This is a genomic window from Acidimicrobiales bacterium, assembly GCA_035294085.1.
GTDB lineage: Bacteria > Actinomycetota > Acidimicrobiia > Acidimicrobiales > Bog-793 > DATGLP01.
The window spans coordinates 80,223-94,608 of sequence record DATGLP010000026.1; the positions used below are offsets into that span (position 1 = coordinate 80,223).

At 74.8% G+C, this 14,386-nt stretch carries 14 protein-coding genes; 6 read left to right on the forward strand and 8 right to left on the reverse strand.

Annotation, left to right across the window (positions count from 1 at the left end; all coding sequences use genetic code 11):
• Nucleotides 1–4: 4 nt before the first annotated feature.
• Genes VKV23_09440 through VKV23_09465 form a run of 6 tightly spaced genes read right to left on the reverse strand, consistent with a single transcriptional unit; the run spans nt 5 to nt 7,937 of the window.
• Nucleotides 5–1,204 (reverse strand): CaiB/BaiF CoA-transferase family protein, encoded by a 1,200-nt coding sequence (locus VKV23_09440; protein ID HLI16258.1) that lies wholly within the window; start codon nt 1,202–1,204, stop codon nt 5–7.
• Nucleotides 1,201–1,920 (reverse strand): GntR family transcriptional regulator, encoded by a 720-nt coding sequence (locus VKV23_09445; protein HLI16259.1) that lies wholly within the window; start codon nt 1,918–1,920, stop codon nt 1,201–1,203. The genes VKV23_09440 and VKV23_09445 overlap by 4 nt, the downstream gene beginning before the upstream one ends.
• Nucleotides 1,920–3,311: an MmgE/PrpD family protein gene (locus tag VKV23_09450; GenBank protein ID HLI16260.1), complete on the reverse strand. Its 1,392-nt coding sequence runs from the start codon at nt 3,309–3,311 to the stop codon at nt 1,920–1,922. Before VKV23_09450 ends, VKV23_09445 begins: the two co-directional genes overlap by 1 nt.
• Nucleotides 3,308–5,005 carry a hydantoinase B/oxoprolinase family protein gene (locus tag VKV23_09455; GenBank protein ID HLI16261.1) on the reverse strand — a complete coding sequence of 566 codons (1,698 nt, stop codon included), beginning with the start codon at nt 5,003–5,005 and terminating at the stop codon, nt 3,308–3,310. Before VKV23_09455 ends, VKV23_09450 begins: the two co-directional genes overlap by 4 nt.
• The gene (locus VKV23_09460) at nt 5,002–7,062 is read right to left on the reverse strand and encodes a hydantoinase/oxoprolinase family protein (protein ID HLI16262.1); all 2,061 of its coding nucleotides are present in this window, start codon (nt 7,060–7,062) and stop codon (nt 5,002–5,004) included. The genes VKV23_09455 and VKV23_09460 overlap by 4 nt, the downstream gene beginning before the upstream one ends.
• Nucleotides 7,059–7,937: an isocitrate lyase/PEP mutase family protein gene (locus VKV23_09465; GenBank protein HLI16263.1), complete on the reverse strand. Its 879-nt coding sequence runs from the start codon at nt 7,935–7,937 to the stop codon at nt 7,059–7,061. The genes VKV23_09460 and VKV23_09465 overlap by 4 nt, the downstream gene beginning before the upstream one ends.
• Nucleotides 7,938–7,990: 53 nt before the next feature.
• On the opposite strand from VKV23_09465, the gene VKV23_09470 reads away from it, so the two are divergent.
• On the forward strand, nt 7,991–8,461 hold the full coding sequence (locus tag VKV23_09470; protein ID HLI16264.1) for a nuclear transport factor 2 family protein: 471 nt from the start codon (nt 7,991–7,993) through the stop codon (nt 8,459–8,461).
• A gap of 4 nt (nt 8,462–8,465) precedes the next feature.
• Nucleotides 8,466–8,867 (forward strand): heme-binding protein, encoded by a 402-nt coding sequence (locus VKV23_09475; GenBank protein ID HLI16265.1) that lies wholly within the window; start codon nt 8,466–8,468, stop codon nt 8,865–8,867.
• A gap of 15 nt (nt 8,868–8,882) precedes the next feature.
• On the opposite strand, the gene VKV23_09480 is transcribed toward VKV23_09475, so the two are convergent.
• Entirely contained in the window at nt 8,883–9,377 is a 495-nt protein-coding gene (locus tag VKV23_09480; GenBank protein HLI16266.1) for a nuclear transport factor 2 family protein, read from the reverse strand.
• Nucleotides 9,378–9,730: 353 nt separating this feature from the next.
• Entirely contained in the window at nt 9,731–10,768 is a 1,038-nt protein-coding gene (meaB, locus tag VKV23_09485; protein ID HLI16267.1) for a methylmalonyl Co-A mutase-associated GTPase MeaB, read from the reverse strand.
• A 141-nt stretch (nt 10,769–10,909) separates the two neighbouring features.
• Between meaB and VKV23_09490 the strand changes: the two genes are divergently transcribed.
• The 4 genes from VKV23_09490 to VKV23_09505 are packed head-to-tail and all read left to right on the forward strand — an operon-like array spanning nt 10,910 to nt 14,328.
• Nucleotides 10,910–11,770 carry a branched-chain amino acid ABC transporter permease gene (locus VKV23_09490; protein ID HLI16268.1) on the forward strand — a complete coding sequence of 287 codons (861 nt, stop codon included), beginning with the start codon at nt 10,910–10,912 and terminating at the stop codon, nt 11,768–11,770.
• 58 nt (nt 11,771–11,828) lie between these two features.
• A complete protein-coding gene (locus VKV23_09495; GenBank protein HLI16269.1) occupies nt 11,829–12,857 on the forward strand; it encodes a branched-chain amino acid ABC transporter permease in 1,029 nt (342 codons plus the stop codon).
• Nucleotides 12,854–13,612 carry an ATP-binding cassette domain-containing protein gene (locus VKV23_09500; protein ID HLI16270.1) on the forward strand — a complete coding sequence of 253 codons (759 nt, stop codon included), beginning with the start codon at nt 12,854–12,856 and terminating at the stop codon, nt 13,610–13,612. The genes VKV23_09495 and VKV23_09500 overlap by 4 nt, the downstream gene beginning before the upstream one ends.
• A gap of 5 nt (nt 13,613–13,617) precedes the next feature.
• Nucleotides 13,618–14,328 carry an ABC transporter ATP-binding protein gene (locus VKV23_09505; GenBank protein HLI16271.1) on the forward strand — a complete coding sequence of 237 codons (711 nt, stop codon included), beginning with the start codon at nt 13,618–13,620 and terminating at the stop codon, nt 14,326–14,328.
• Nucleotides 14,329–14,386: the final 58 nt, after the last annotated feature.

The window sequence follows — 14,386 nt, forward strand, 5'->3', positions numbered from 1 at the left end:
GCGCTCAGGCCGGGACCGCCTCGAGCACGCCAGCCGCGCCGAGCGCGGCGATCCTCCCCTCGTCGTAGCCGATCCCCGCCAGCACCGCCTCGGTGTGCTCGCCGAGGCGAGGGGCGCCGGGAAGCCGGCAGCCGCCGAGCCCTGGCAGGGGACCTGCGACGTGGCGGTAGGGGCCGTAGGCGGGGTGCTCGGAGCCGACGACGAGCCCGCGAGCCGCGACCTGGGGCTCCGCGAGCGCCTCGGCCACGGTGTTGACGGGCGCGCAGGCCACGCCGGCCCTCGAGAGGAGCTCCACCCAGTGGCGGGACGGTGCCTCGCGCAGCCGGCGGCCCAGGTGCTCGACGAGGTCGTCGCGCCGGGTGAGGCGGCCGTCGCGCGTGGCGAAGCGGGGGTCGGCGAGCCCCTCGTCGCCGAGCGCCTCGACGAGGCGCGCCCACATCGAGTCGTTGCCGACGAAGAGCGAGATCCAGCCGTCCGCCGTCTCGAAGTTCTGGGCGGGTACGAGGGAGGGGTGGGCGGAGCTGGCCGTGCGCGCCGGCTCGAGCCCGGCGTTCAAGCTCCACGAGGCGAGGTAGGAGAGCATCGAGACCTGCACGTCGAACAGCCCGAGGTCGACGTGGCGCCCCCGGCCGGTGCGCTCGCGCTCGAAGAGCGCCGCCACGACCCCGAGGGCCGCCGCGAGGCCGCCGGAGTGGTCGACGTAGGAGATCCCGGCCTTGGCGGGGGGACCGTCGGGCTCCCCGGCGTGGTGCATGACCCCCGCCATCGCCTGGATCGTGTAGTCGTAGCCGGGCCGGTCCGCGTCCGGCCCCGTCTCGCCGAAGCCGGAGATGGCGCAGGTGACGAGCCTCGGGTTGCGCGCCGCGAGCGCACGGGCGTCGAGGCCGCGCCGGGCGAGCGCACCGGGCCGGTAGTTCGTGAGCAGGACGTCGGCGCGCGCCGCGAGGTCGGCCGCGACGGCCCGGCCCTCCTCGCTCGCGAGGCGCACCCCGACCGAGCGCTTGCCCCAGTTGAGGGCGAGGAAGTAGAGGGACTCCCCGGCCTCGTTGAGCGGCGCCATCGAGCGCGCCTCGTCGGGCCGGTCGGGGTCCTCGAGCTTGATCACGTCCGCGCCGAGGTCGGCGAGGACGAGGCCGGCGTAGGGGCCGGCGAGGAAGTGGCAGACCTCGAGGACCGTGACGCCCTCGAGCGGCCGCCTGCTCACTCGCTCCCGCCGGGCCCAGGGCGCGTCCAGAACCCGGTGTCGTCGAAGTAGGCGGCGAGGAGCTCCCCCGCCTCGAGCACGTGGCGCTCGGCCGCCTCGCCGGCGCTGTCGGCGTCGCCGGCACGGAGGGCGTCGAGGATCCGGCGGTGGCCGGCGCCCGAGACCTCCGCCCAGCCGGGCAGGAGGGAGTAGAAGCGCTGGGGGATGAAGCGCAGCGTCTGGCGCAGGAGGAGGAGGAGCTTCGGGGCGTCGGCTGCCCGGTTGATCGCGCGGTGGAAGGCGAAGTTGAGCTCCTCGAGGCGCTCCGAGTCCCCCCGCGCCGCGGCGCGCGTCCAGGCGGCGTCGAGGTCGAGGAGCTCGGGGAGCAGGTCGTCGGCGCGAAAGCACGCCCGGCGGGCGAGTTCGCCGGCGAGCGTGGCGTGCGCCCAGTAGATGTCAGCGACGTCGCCGCGCGTCGTGCGGGCGACCCGGAACGAGCGCGCCCGGCGGCCCTCGATGAAGCCCTCGTGGCTGAGGCGAAGGAACGCCTCGCGCACCGGCATCGTGCTCAGGCCGAGCCGGTTGGCGAGCTCCTCCTGGGTCACCTGCTGACCGGGCCGCAGCTCCCCGGTGAGGATCATGTCCCGCAGGGTGTCGGCGACCTCCTCGCTGATGGAGCGAAAGCGCGGCGCTCGACCCTCGCCGGTGGAGCGGCGCGACCGGCTCGTCTCGGCCATCACGTCGCCCCGGCCGGGCGGAGGAGGTCGAAGCAGCGAAACGGCGCGTCGGCGTCGAGCGCGGCGAGGCGCGACCAGGTCGCCGTGGCGTCGAGGCCGAGGCGAGCGTGCGCGAGGCAGTCCGCGAACTTGGCGGCGACGTCCTCGGGGTCGAGGTTCGCGCCGGTGCCCCGGTTCGCCAGGCGCTGGACGCGCGCGCTGAGCTCGCCGCTCGGGGTCGTCACGCGCACCTCGGTGAACTCGCGCGCGAGGAAGGTGTCGCCGCCGTGCAGCTCCGGGTGGACGAGGACGCGCACCTTCCGGCCGAGCTCGACGAGGCCGGGGTCGACGGTGGCGAAGGTGCCGAGGTCGCAACGACCGTCGCGCAGCGCGGCGGCGATGCAGTAGGGGATGGAGAACTTGGCCGCGTAGCCGGTCTCGGGCACCTCGACGTGCATCACGCCGGGGACGTACTCGTGCACGAGCACGTCGACGCGCTCGACCTCCGCCGGGCTGATCCCGTGGCGCGCACGCAGGTCGAGCACGGCGTCCAGGCCGGAGTGGATGAGCCCGCAGCACGGGTAGACCTTCACGATCGGGCCCGGGTCGACGAGGTCGAAGCGCGTCCCGAGCCCCTCGAGGACGCGGCCGGCGTCGTAGTTGCCCGGACCGTTGTAGAGGTTGAAGAAACCCTGGCGGGCCTCGAGGGCCTCGGGGTTGGCGACGAAGCCCTCGGCGGCCAGCCTGGCGGCGACGACGCCGACCCGAGCAGCGGTCCCGACGTGGTAGGGGTTCAGCATGTTGCCGATCATGGTCTTCACGCCCGACGACTCGGCGACCGCGAGCCCGATCGCCATCGCGGTCGCCTCGGCGTCGAGGCCGAGCAGCCGGCAGCAGCCGAGGGTCGCCGCGAAGCGCCCGAGCGTGGCGGTGGGGTGCCAGCCCTTCGCGTAGTGGTGCGGGTTGACGCCCCGGGCGATCGCGGCGGCAGCCTCCCAGCCGAGGCAGTAGGCGGTGACGACCTCGCGCCCGGTGGCGGGAACGCCCGACTCGACGAGCGCGCCGAGCGCGGCGATGGTCGCCGAGCCGACGAAGCCCGAGACGGCGAAGCTGATCGAGTCGTAGTCGAGCGCGTGCGCCGCGGCGGCGTTGAGGAGGGCGGCACTCGGGGGGTCGGCGCGCAGGTCCGAGCCGACGACGCTCGCGAGGCGCGGCTCGGCCCACGGAAGGAGCGCCGCCCGCAGCGTCTCGCTCGCGGGGTCGCTCGCGCCGGCAGCCGCCGTCGCGAAGGTGTCCGCGATCGTCCATACGGCGTTCGCCCGCGCCCGGCTCGGGAGCGCGCCCGGCGGCGTCTGCGCGACGAAGCGGGCGAGCTCCCGCGTGACCTCGCGCGCCGCGGTCCGTTCGTTCACGCGCCCTCCCTCGAGTCGCGCCCGTCGGGGCGGGGGTCGTCGAGGCCGTACACGAGGCGCGCGGCCTCCGGGGAGACCTTGCCGTCGGCGACGTCGGCGAGCACCGCCTCGCGGGCGCGCTGACGAGGGTCGCCGAAGCCGCCACCCGAGGCGGTGGTGTGCTCGATGACGTCCCCCGCCTCGAGCGGCATCGTCACCTTCGCGGGCAGCTCGCGCGCGCCGCCGCGCCGGTACAAGACGGTGCGCGACGTGCTGCCGGAATGCCCGCCCGACAGGCCGTAGGGCGGGGTGGCGTTGCGGTGCGTCCGGAGGTTGAGGGTGCCGGCCGGGGCGAGGAGCTCGAGGGTGCGCCGCAGCGCGAGACCGCCGCGGAAGCGACCGGGACCGCCCGTGTCGGGGACGAAGCCGTAGTGCAGGACCCGCACGGGGTCCTCGCGTTCGAGCACCTCGACAGGTCGGTTGGCGACGTTCGCCGCGAGCGCCGCTGCCCCGTCGAGGCCGTCTCGGTCCGGGCGCGCGCCCCACGCGCCGCAGACGAGGTCGTTCAGCTGGAAGCGCCGCCCGTCGGCGGTGTAGCCGCCGATGCGGATGCCGGAGGTGCCGCCGTCGCCAGCCGCCGGGACGCGCCCGGGCAGGGCGTCGGCGAGGGCGCCGAAGATCGCCTCGATGACGCGGTAGCCGATGACGCCGCGCGCGGCGACGCCCGCCGGGAAGGAGGCGTTGACGACCGTGCCCGGCGGCGCTTCGACCTCGATGAGCGAGCAGAAGCCGGCGTTCACCGGAATCTCCTCCGCGCACAGCGCCCGCACGGCGGCGTAGCAGGCAGACTCGGTGAACGAGCGCGTCGCGTTGATCGAGCCGCGAACCTGCGGTGCGGTCCCGCTGAAGTCGAAGCGGAGCCGTCCGTCGCCGACCTCGACGAGGACGCGGATCGGCACGGGCCGCTCCTCCAGGCCGTCGTGGTCCTCGACGTCCTCGAACTCGTAGCGGCCGGCGGGCCACGTGGCGATGGTCGCCTCCAGGCTGCGCCGCGAGTGGGCGAGGATTGCCTCGACGGCCTCGTCGAAGGCGGCCGGCCCGACCCGCTCGACGAGGCAGGCGAGCTCGCCGGCGGCCGCCTCGCAGCTCGCCCGCTGGGCGTCGAGGTCCGCGAGGAGGGTCTCGGGGAGGCGGACGTTGGCGGCCAGCACCGCGGCGAGGGCCTCGTTCGTCCGGCCCCGCTCCGAGAGGCGCACCGGCGGGACGCGGATCCCCTCCTCGAAGATCTCGCGCGAGTCGGCAGCCGAGCCGCCCGGGACGCGCCCGCCGACGTCGGCGTGGTGGGCGACGACCACCGCGTAGCCGACGAGGCGCCCGCGAAGGTGCGCCGGCGCGACGGCGAAGACGTCGGGCAGGTGCATGCCGCCCGCGTACGGGTCGTTGAGCACGACGAGGTCGCCGGGGTCGAGGCCGTCGCCGAAGCGGGCGCGCACCGCCTCGAGAGCGCGGGGGATCGAGCCGAGGTGGAGCGGCAGGGAGAACCCCTGCGCGACGAGCCGCCCGTCTCGGTCGCACAGCGCGGTCGAGAAGTCGAGGTAGTCCCGAATCACCGGGCTGAACGAGCTGCGGGCGAGGCGGACCGCGATCTCGTCCGCGACCGTCTGCAGCTCGTTGCGCAGCGTCTCGAAGCGGAGCACGTCGTCGAGGCGGCTCATGCGGCGCGCTCCAGGACGACCGACCCGCTCGGATCGAGGGCGGCGACCCAGCCGGGGGGCACGACGATCGTCGTGTCGGGCTCGTCGACGAGGAGCGGCCCGGGCGCGGGCCGGGACAGCTCGGCGCGGCCGACGACGGGCACCTCCACGCGCTCGCCGGCGAACAGCGCCCGGCGGCTCTCGCTCGGCGGCTTCGCGCTGGCTGCGGCGCCGACCACGGCGGGGCAGGGCGCGAGCGTGGCGACGCGGACGCGCACGAGCTCGAGCTCGCCGAGCCGCCCGTGCCCGTAGGTGTCTCGGTGGCGGCGGTGGAAGGCGTCGGCGAGGGCGTCGAGCGCCGCGGCGTCGAGACGCGCGCCGGGCAGGTCGAGGGAGAGCTCGAAGGCCTGGCCGAGGTAGCGCAGGTCGGCACGGACGGCGACCTCGAGCACGGCGGGGTCGACGCCGGCCGCCGCGAGGCGGCGCCGCTGGTCCCCGGCGAGGGCGGCGACACGCTCGCCGAGCGCCGCGGCGTCGAGGCGCTGGAGGGGTAGGAGGACCGTCTCGGTGCTCGAGAGCTCGACGGGCGCCTCGAGCATGCCGAGCGCGCTCAGCACGCCGGCGAGCGGGGGGACGACGACGCGCCCGATGCGCACCGTCTCGGCGAGGGAGGCCGCGTGGAGCGCGCCGCTCCCCCCGGAGACGACGAGGCTGAAGCGGTCGATGGCGTGGCCGCGCTCGGTCGATACCGCCCGGAGCACCCGCGCCATCTGCTGGTCGGCGACGCGGTGGATGGCGAGCGCGGCCTCGTCGACCGACAGTCCGAGTGGCTTCGCGACGTCGCGCTCGATCGCGGCGGCGGCGAGCGCTCGGGAGGCGGCGACGCCTGACGCGGCGAGGTACTCGGGCGAGACGTACCCGAGCAGGAGGTTGGCGTCGGTTACCGTGGCGGCGGTTCCGCCCCTGCCGTAGCAGGCAGGCCCGGGGTCGGCGCCCGCGCTGACCGGTCCGACGCGCAGCCCACCGCCGGCGTCGACGCGGGCGATGGAGCCACCGCCGGCGCCGATCTCGGCGAGATCGACGACCGGCAGGCGCACGGCGTAGCCGCCGCCGCGCAGCAGGCGGCTCGCCGCGGAGATCTCCGTCCCGACGGCGAGCTCGCCGGCGTGGGCGACCTCGCCGCGCAGCACGAGGGAGGCCTTCGCCGTCGTCCCGCCCATGTCGAAGCTGATCGCCTCGTCGATGCCGAGGCGGCGGGCGACGGCGGCCGCGGCGAGCACGCCGGCCGCGGGCCCGGACTCGAGGAGGTGGGCCGGCAGTCGGGCTGCCTCCGCAGACGGCATCATCCCGCCCGAGGACTGCATGACGAAGAGCGGCGCGCCGATGCCGCGGCCCGCGAGGCCCGCCGCGAGCCGGTCGAGGTAGGCCGAGAGCACGGGGCGCAGGTAGGCGTTCACGACGGCGGTGCTCGTCCGCTCGAACTCCCCGATCTCGCGGGAGACCTCGGTGCTCGCCGTGACGACGAGCCCGGGGTGGCGCCGGGCCGCGAAGGCGGCGACCGCCCGCTCGTGCTCGGGGTTCGCGTAGGCGTTGACCAGGCAGACGGCGAGGGCGCGCGCCCCGGCCCGGACGACCGCGTCGAGGGCCGGGGCCAGGCCCTCGAGGTCCGGAGCGCGAAGGGGCGTGCCGTCGGGCGCCATGCGCTCGTCCACCTCGATGCGCAGGCGACGGGGGACGAGGGGGGCGGGCTTCTCGTAGGAGAGGTCGTAGAGCGTCGGCGTGCGCAGCCGCCCGATCTCGAGGACGTCCCGGAAGCCGGCGGTCGTCACGAGGGCGGTGCACGGGCCGGCGCGCTCGAGGACGGCGTTCGTTCCGGCGGTCGTGCCGTGCAGCACCTGGCGCAGCGACGGCGCGTCGACCCCGGCGGCGGCGAGGAGGGCGTCGAGGCCGCCGAGCACGCCGACCTCGAAGCACCCGGGCGTGCTCGGCACCTTCGCCGCGTGCAGGTGCCCGTCACCGTCGGCGACGACGAGGTCGGTGAAGGTGCCGCCGACGTCGGCCGCGAGGCGCGCGCTCATCGGGCCGGCGGCCGCGCCGGGCGCTCGGCGAGGGCGCGCTCGAAGCGCTCGAGCTCCGACCAGCCGGCGAGGTCCATGTACTCCCGGAACCCGAGCAGCTCGGGGCGGTCGCCCTCGCCCGTCGCGAGCTGGGCGAACAGGCGGCGCTGGGCGGCCGCCGCGGCGCGCGCCGCCTGGATCGGGTAGATGACGAGTGCCACGCCGTGGGCCTTGGCCACCTCGGTGCTCGGCTCGAACGACAGGTCGCTCCCGGAGACGTTGTAGAGGAGCGGGCAGGCGAGGGCCTCGGCGACCGCGGCGAGCTCCTCGAGGGTCGAGATGCCGTTCACGAAGACGAGCTCGGCACCCGCGTCGCGGTAGGCGGCGGCGCGCTCGATGGCCGCGTCGAGGCCCTCGCCGCGCAGCGCGTCGGTGCGCGCGGCGATGACGAGGTCGGTTCCAGCGGCGCGCGCGGCGTCGAGACGGCGGACCATCTCCGCGATCGGCACGCACGGCCCGTCGAGGAGGTAGCCGCAGCGGCGCGGGAAGGCCTGGTCCTCGATGTGCACCCCAGCGGCGCCCGCCCGCCGCAGCGCCCGCATCGCCTGGTAGAGCGTGGGCAGGCCGCCGTAGCCGGTGTCGAGGTCGACGACGACCTCGGCACCGGATGCCTCTGCGACGAGGCGTGTCGTCTCGACGAGCTCCGCCAGGCTGAGGATGCTCATGTCCGGGTAGCCGCGCGCCGCCGCGGTCCCCGCGCCGCTCACGTACAAGGTGGCGAAGCCCGCCTGGCGAGCGAGGCGCGCGCCGATCGCGTCGACGACGCCGGGCGCGACGACCGGAGCCTCGTCCCGGAGCCGGGCCCGGAGCCGATCGGCGGGTCCCTCGACGTTCACGATATTCGATACGATATCACAGCACAACGGACGAGCGGAGGGGAGCAAGCACCGTGCTGACGAGCGAGCAGCTGCGAGCGGCGGTGGAGGAGCACTTCCGGGCGGAGAACAGCCGGAGCGTCGACGCCATCATCGACACCGTGACCGAGGACATCGAGTACCACGTGAAGAGCCCTCGGTACCTCGACGACACCGCTCCCTTCGGGGTCACGGCGAGCGCGGCCGGGGTCCGCAAGCTGTGGACCGACCTGTACGAGACGTTCTCGAGCTACGACATCACCCTCGACGACGTCCTCACGTGGCCGGAGCGCAACCAGGCGCTCGCACTCGTGACGATCGTCGCCACGCCGGCGCGGGAGTTCGAGGGGCTCCCGGCGGGGAAGCCCATCACCTACAGCGTGGCGGCGCTGTGCGACTACGACGACGCCGGGAAGATGACACGCGAGACGGTCTACGGCAACTTCGCCATCGTGAGCTGGGGGATCCGCCGGATGCGCGAGTTCCTCGCCGGCGAGGGCGCCTGAGGTCGTGGCCGTCCGGCTCGAGCCCGCGCTCGCCGCGGCCCGCGTCGGTGTCGAGCGCGCCGGCGCGCAGGGGCTTCGCGTCGCGATCGTCGTCCTCGACGCGCGCTTCGTGACCGTCGTCAGCCTCGTGATGGACGGCGCGTACGCCAGCGCGCCGCGGGTCGCCGAGGCGAAGGCCTTCACCGCGCTCAACTTCGGCCGACCCAGCGCGGCGACGAAGGAGAGCGTCGCGCCCGAGAACCGAGCAGCGCTCGCCGCGCTCGAGCCCCGCCTCTTCTTTGCCGGCGGCGGCGAGCCGGTTCTCGAGGCCGGCCAGGCCGTCGGCGCCGTCGGCGTCTCCGGCGCGACCGAGGCCGAGGACGCGGCCCTCGCGAGGCTCGTCGCGGAGGCGCTGGGCGTCGACTGAGCAGGGCCCGCGTGATCAGGGCTCGCGCCCGCAGCCGGGGCGGCGCCGGGCGACCCAGCGCCACTCGACACCCGGGAAGCCCTCGGCCCCCTGGGCGAGGGCTCGTCGCTCGGCGATGCGCCAGCGGTTGCCGCTTCGCACGAGGCGGTCGAGGTAGCGCAGCCGCACGACGGGGGTGGAACCGTCGAAGCGCTCGTGCCAGGCCGTGACGTAGGTCGAGGCGTGGCACGTGTCCGGCCCGTCGAAGCGCACCGTCATCTGGCCGAGCTGGTGGTGGGTGCGGGCGAACTCCTCCTGGCCGGTCCGGAGCCGCTCGGCGAGCGCCTGGCGGCCGACGACGCGCCCGCCGCGCCCGGGCCCGTAGTCGGTGACGCAGTCCTCGGTGAACAGCTCGGCGACGGCGTCGATGTCGTACTCGTCGATGCGCTCGCAGAAGCGCGCGAGCACGTCGGCGACCTCCTGGCGGGCGACGAGGTACTCGAGGTCGCCCATCGGACCTGACCCAGCCACCGGCCCCTCCCGCGTGTGGGCGATCGCGCCCGGCGAGCCGCTCGGTCTCGCCAGCGCGCGAGCGAGCGTACCCTCGCGCCTCGCAGGTGCTCGTGGCGAGGTGCACGCGGCGACCGGCCCTTGCGGCCAGCTCGAGGACCGGCGCACGAGCCTCGCGGCCGTGCCGGTGGCCTCGTCCGTCTCGCCAGCCGAGTGGTCCCCGGGGCCGGCGCGCCCGGGGACGTCGTCCGACCGCTCCCGGGTCGAGGACGGGAGCTGGTGAGGCGGTGCGTTCGGCGCCGCCCGCGCATCCCGCCACGGTGCTCGTCGCGTCCACGCTCCCCGAGCGCCTCGGCGTCGGCCGGTGCCCGGGGTCAGGGGGCGCTCTGGCGACGCCACTCCTCGGCTGCGGCGCCCGAAGCGGGCAACCGAGACCGGGCGACCGGCGCGTGACCGAGGAGCGGGTCGCGCCCGGCGGCGCCCGCGAGCAGGGCGCGCACTGCCGACGCCGGATCGAGGTCCCCCGCCGCCACCGCGTCCACGAGCTCGGCGCCCGTCCTCCCGGCGAGCAGCGCCCGCACGAGTTCCTCGCCCGCCCGCCGAATGCGGGCCTCGGCGTTGCGCCGGACGCGGCGGTCCAGCTCGCCGCTCGCCGCGATGGCCGCACGGTGGGCATCGAGCGTCTCGACGAGCGCGTCCACGCCCTCGCCGTGGAGCGCGTCTGTGAGGAGCACTGGCACCTCCCAGCCGTCGTCGCGGCGCGCGCTCGCGTGGACCGCCTCCCGCAGGTCGGCGGCGGTGCGCGACGCACCCTCCCGGTCGGCCATGTTCACGACGTGCACGTCGGCCACCTCGAGGAGGCCGGATTTCATTGCCTGGACGCCGTCGCCGAGTCCGGGCACGCTCACGACGGCGACCGTCTGGGCGGCCTCTACGACGTCCATCTCGGTCTGGCCGACGCCGACCGTCTCGATGATGACGACGCTCCGGCCAGCTGCGGCCAGCACGGCGACGGCGTCGGCCGTCGCCCGGGCGAGGCCGCCGAGGGCGCCGCGGGTCGCCATCGAGCGGATGAACACCTCGCGATCGTCGGCGACCGACGCCATCCGGAGGCGGTCGCCGAGGAGGGCGCCGCCGGTACGTTGGCTGGAAGGGTCGATGGCGAGGACGCCCACACGGGCGCCGCGCCGTCGGTACTCGGCGACGAGGCGGCCGACGAGCGTGCTCTTGCCGCTCCCCGGAGGGCCGGTGACCCCGACGACGTGGCTGCGCGCCTCGCTCGCGCCGAGGGCGCCGATCACCGCCGCCGCCTCGTCGCCCCCCTCCTCGACGAGGGTGAGCAGCCGGGCGAGCGCTGCCTCCTCGCCCCGCTGGAGGCGTTCGAGGAGCTGGCTCGGGCGAGGCGCCGTCATCGCGCGCCGGCGCGGTCGCGCCGGGACCGCGCCGGCTTGACACTTTGTGCGAGGCGAGGATTACACTTCCACCCGTCGTTAGACAACTGACGACGTCGCGCCTGGTCCCCCCCTGGAGCGGCGTCTCTGCAGGGGGAGTACGTGGGGCAGGTCATCGTCAGCGGTCTAGCCGCCGGGAGCACCTTCGCCCTGCTGGCCCTGGCGCTCGTGCTCGTCTTCAAGGCGACCAACGTACCGAACTTCGCGCAGGCCGAGATGGGCCTGCTGCCGGCATTCATCACCTGGCAGCTCATGACGACGTTCCACGTCGGCTACGCGCTCGGCGTGCTCGCTGGGATCGCGTCGGGGGTCGTCATCGCCGTCGTGATCGAGCGGTCCTGCATCCGGCCGATCCTCGCGCACTCCGAGAGCGCGAGCGTCATGATGACGATCGGCCTCTTCTTCGTCCTGAACAGCATCAGCGGCCTCGTCTGGGACTCGGCCCCTCGGATCATCGCCGCGCCCTTCGGCTCGCTCTACCGAGTTGCCGGCACTACCATCACCGAGGAGCAGGTCGTCGCCATCGGCGTCGGCGTCGTCGTCGTGGTGGTGATGAGCTGGTTCTTCCGGACGCACCTCGGCTCGCAGATGCGCGCCCTCGCCGAGGACCGCGTGACGCCGCGGCTCGTCGGCGTGAACCCGAACCGGGTCTTCCTCGTCGCCTGGGCGATCGCCGGTGCGCTGTCGGCGATCGCGCTGCTGCTCGCGACCCAGTCGACCGTCCTGAACGACCAGTCCGGGGTCGCGATCATCCTCGACGGCTTCGTCGCCGCGACCCTCGGCGGCTTCAACTCGCTGCTCGGCGCCTTCGTCGGCGGCCTCGTGCTCGGTGTGCTCACGAACCTCGCCGGCACCTACGTGTCGACCTCCGGCGCCTCGGCGGTCGCGCTCCTCATCGTCTTCCTCGTCCTCATGGCGCGCCCACGCGGCCTGTTCGGCCAGGCGCGGGCGCGGGAGGTCTGATGGCGGGCCCCGGACGCGCGCGCGCGGCCTGCGCCGGGGCGCGCGAGGACGGGCGCTCGTGACGCCGTCGCTGCGCGCGCTCGGTGCGAGGAGCCGGGGGGTGCGGTGGCAGTGGTCGGCGGCAGCCGCCGCGCTCGTCGCGCTCTTCGCTGCAGCGGCGGTCTTCCCCCACGTAGCGAACGGCTACGAGCTGTTCGTCGGGACCGAGATCGCCATCTTCGCGATCGCCTGCCTCGGGCTCACGGTGGCGATCGGCTGGTCGGGTCAGGTCGTGCTGGCCCAGACCGGATTCTTCGGGATCGGCGCGTACGGCACGAACTACCTCTTCGAGCACCACGTTCCCTGGGTCGTCTCCGTTCTCGCCATCTCCTTGCTGTGCGCGCTGTGCGGGATGGTGGTCGGGTTCCCGGCCGCGCGGCTTCGCGGCTTCTACCTTGCCATCGCCACGCTGGCCTTCGCCGAGCTCCTCGACCAGCTGTTCAACAACGCGACGGCGATCACTGGCGGGCCGGTCGGCATGGCGGTCGTGCCGTTCCGGCTCTGGAGCCTCGGCGTGAACGTTGGGCTGTGGTACCTGTCGTTCGTCGTCCTCGTCGCGACCGTCGTCGTCCTCAACCACCTCGGCCGGAGCCGGCTCGGGCGCTGCCTGCGGGCGGTGCGCGACGCCGAGGTCGCCACCGGGTCGCTCGGCCTGTCGGCGACCCAGCTCAAGGTCGTCGCCTTCGTGATCAGCGCCCTGCTCGGCTCGATCGCCGGCTCCCTCTACGGTCAGGCGCTCACCTTCCTCTCGCCGGACGCCTTCAGCCTCAACCTCGTCATCGAGTTCCTCGTCGTCGTCTTCATCGGCGGCGTCGACAAGCTCTCCGGTGCCATCGTGGGGGCCGCCTTCCTCGTGCTCATCCAGGAGGCGCTCCAGAGCTTCGGGGCCTACCAGCGGCTCATCTTCGGGGTCGCGCTCGTCCTCGTCGTCCGCTTCCTGCCCGGCGGCCTCGTCTCGCTCGTCCCGTTGGTCCGGGCGCGCTGGCGTTCCCGGCGCTCTCGTCCGGAGCCGGCCGCGCCCCAGCCCGTGGAGGTGTCCGCCGCGTGAGCGACGAGCACCTCCTCAGTGTGCGCGGCGTGAGCGTGTCGTTCGGTGGCGTCGACGTGCTCCACGGCGTCGACCTCGGTGCCGACGCCGGGTTCACCGGCCTCATCGGCCCGAACGGTGCCGGCAAGACGACCCTCTTCAACGTCATCACCGGCTACGTGCGGCCGAGGGCGGGAGAGGTGTACCTCGACGGCGTCGCCCTGCACGGCAAGGACGCCTACCAGGTTGCCCGCCTCGGCGTGGCGCGCACCTTCCAGACGCCGAAGCTCGTCGGGGAGATGGCGGTCCTCGACAACGCGATGCTCGGCATCGACGGGCGCGCGGGCGCCCGCCGGCTCGGGCGGTCCTTCGGCACGCGCCGCAGCGAGCGGGCGACACGCGCCGAGGCAGCCGAGCTGCTCGAGCGGTTCGGCCTCGGCCGGCACCTGCGCGTGCCGGCCGGCATGCTCTCCCTCGGGAGCCAGAAGATCATCGAGGTGGCCCGCGCCCTGCTCGCACGGCCCCGGCTCCTGCTCCTCGACGAGCCGGCGGCGGGGCTGAGTGGGCCCGACGTCGAGGCCCTCGCTCGCCCGCTCGCCGAGTTCGCGAGCTCGGGGCTCGCCATCTTGATCGTCGAGCACGACCTCGAGCTCGTGAAGCGGCTCTGCCCGACGGTCGTCGTCCTCGAGTTCGGCACCGTCCTCGCGGCCGGCGCGCCCGAGGAGGTCACGAGGCGCAAGGAGGTCGTCGCGGCCTACCTCGGCGGTGAGACGTGACGGCGATGCTGCAGGTCCGAGGCGTCGAGGCCGGGTACGGGCGCGTCCAGGTGCTGCGGGGCGTGTCGCTCGAGGTCGCCGAGGGCGAGATCGTCGCCGTGCTCGGGGCGAACGGCGCCGGCAAGACGACGACGCTACGCGCGATCTCCGGCGTGGTCCCGGCCTGGCGCGGGGAGATCTCCTTCCTCGGCCGCCGCCTCACGAGAGAGCCACCCGAGGCGCGCGCCGCGCTCGGCCTCGGTCACGTTCCCGAGGGGCGGGGCATCCTCGCCTCGCTCACGGTCGAGGAGAACCTCATGCTCGGCCGCCACCTGCGGCGCGAGCGCCGCGGCGTCCTGGAGCGCGATCGCGACCGACTCCTCGACCTCTTCCCGGCGCTGCGCCGCCGGCTCGGCTTGCCAGCGTCGTCGCTGTCGGGCGGCGAGCAGCAGATGCTGGCCCTCGCGCGCGCCCTGCTGTGCCGACCGAAGCTGCTCATGGTCGACGAGATGTCCTTCGGGCTCGCCCCGATCGTCGTGAACCAGCTGTTCGACCTCGTACGCCAGCTGCGCGAGGAGGGGACGACGTTCCTCGTGGTCGAGCAGCAGGCGGGGGTGCTCGCGATCTGCGACCGGACCTACGTCTTGAGCGGTGGGGTCACCGAGACGGAGGAGACCCTCGGCAGGGCGGTCAGCCGCGAGGACCTCGTGCGTTCGTACCTCGGCGCGCGGGCGTGACCGAGGACGGGGCCGGTGCAGCGAGCCGGCCGGGTTGAAGGGGGGAAGCCCAGCGAGG

What these genes read in the sequence shown, in the direction of transcription:
- VKV23_09445 (HLI16259.1), bottom strand. Translation starts at nt 1,920, where the DNA reads ATGGCCGAGACGAGCCGGTCGCGCCGCTCCACCGGCGAGGGTCGAGCG.
- VKV23_09455 (HLI16261.1), bottom strand. Translation starts at nt 5,005, where the DNA reads ATGAGCCGCCTCGACGACGTGCTCCGCTTCGAGACGCTGCGCAACGAG.
- VKV23_09460 (HLI16262.1), bottom strand. Translation starts at nt 7,062, where the DNA reads ATGAGCGCGCGCCTCGCGGCCGACGTCGGCGGCACCTTCACCGACCTC.
- meaB (HLI16267.1), bottom strand. Translation starts at nt 10,768, where the DNA reads ATGACGGCGCCTCGCCCGAGCCAGCTCCTCGAACGCCTCCAGCGGGGC.
- VKV23_09505 (HLI16271.1), top strand. Translation starts at nt 13,618, where the DNA reads ATGCTGCAGGTCCGAGGCGTCGAGGCCGGGTACGGGCGCGTCCAGGTG.